This is a genomic window from Belliella alkalica (genome assembly GCF_022549785.1).
GTDB lineage: Bacteria > Bacteroidota > Bacteroidia > Cytophagales > Cyclobacteriaceae > Belliella > Belliella alkalica.
This window is the reverse complement of sequence record NZ_JAKZGO010000074.1, coordinates 1-841: the sequence shown is the minus strand read 5'-3', so window position 1 is coordinate 841 and position 841 is coordinate 1. Positions and strand designations below refer to the sequence as shown.

Here is an 841-nt window from a genome sequence, read left to right as displayed (position 1 = left end):
AATCGGGATTTCTCCTGTCCCGACCTACTCAGGATACCAATCCAATCACATACCCTTCCCCTATGGGACTATCACCCGCTTTGGTTTGCCTTCCCAGACAACTCAAGTCAGGTATGTTCTCTTTTTATCGGTCCTATAACCCCGAACCTGCCGTAACAGATCCGGTTTGGGCTGCTCCGCTTTCGCTCGCCACTACTCACGGAATCACTGTTGTTTTCTCTTCCTCCGGGTACTTAGATGTTTCAGTTCCCCGGGTTTGCCTTCCTTGCGGAATATCCCGCTAACGCGGGATGGGTTGCCCCATTCGGATATCTGCGGATCAATTCCTCTTGCGGATCCCCGCAGCTTTTCGCAGCTTGTCACGTCCTTCTTCGCCTCTGAGAGCCTAGGCATCCCCCGTACGCCCTTATTTACTTACTCTTATCGGAATCCCCCTTTTGCAGTTAGGACCCCGACGGTCTTTTGTCCACTCTCGYGGACTCATTCAATTCTCTGCTCAACTTGTCAATGAACTTTTTATGAATACCCTTACGGTATACACTGTGTGAAGCTGTAAGACTCGATACATCATAGTAGATAGGAAAACCAATGGCGTATTCCAGAAAGGAGGTGTTCCAGCCGCACCTTCCGGTACGGCTACCTTGTTACGACTTAGCCCCAGTTACCGGTTCTACCCTAAACGGCTCCTTGCGGTTACCGGCTTCAGGTCTACCCGACTTCCATGGCTTGACGGGCGGTGTGTACAAGGTCCGGGAACGTATTCACCGCGCCATGGCTGATGCGCGATTACTAGCGATTCCAGCTTCACGGGGTCGAGTTGCAGACCCCGATCCGAACTGAG

General features: G+C 52.1%; 2 rRNA genes. Both read right to left on the bottom strand.

Features of this window, described 5'->3' with window-relative positions:
- Positions 1-420: ribosomal RNA gene (locus MM213_RS20705) — 23S ribosomal RNA — on the bottom strand; the annotation flags it as partial.
- Positions 421-602: 182 nt separating this feature from the next.
- Positions 603-841, bottom strand: a 16S ribosomal RNA gene (locus MM213_RS20700); the annotation flags it as partial.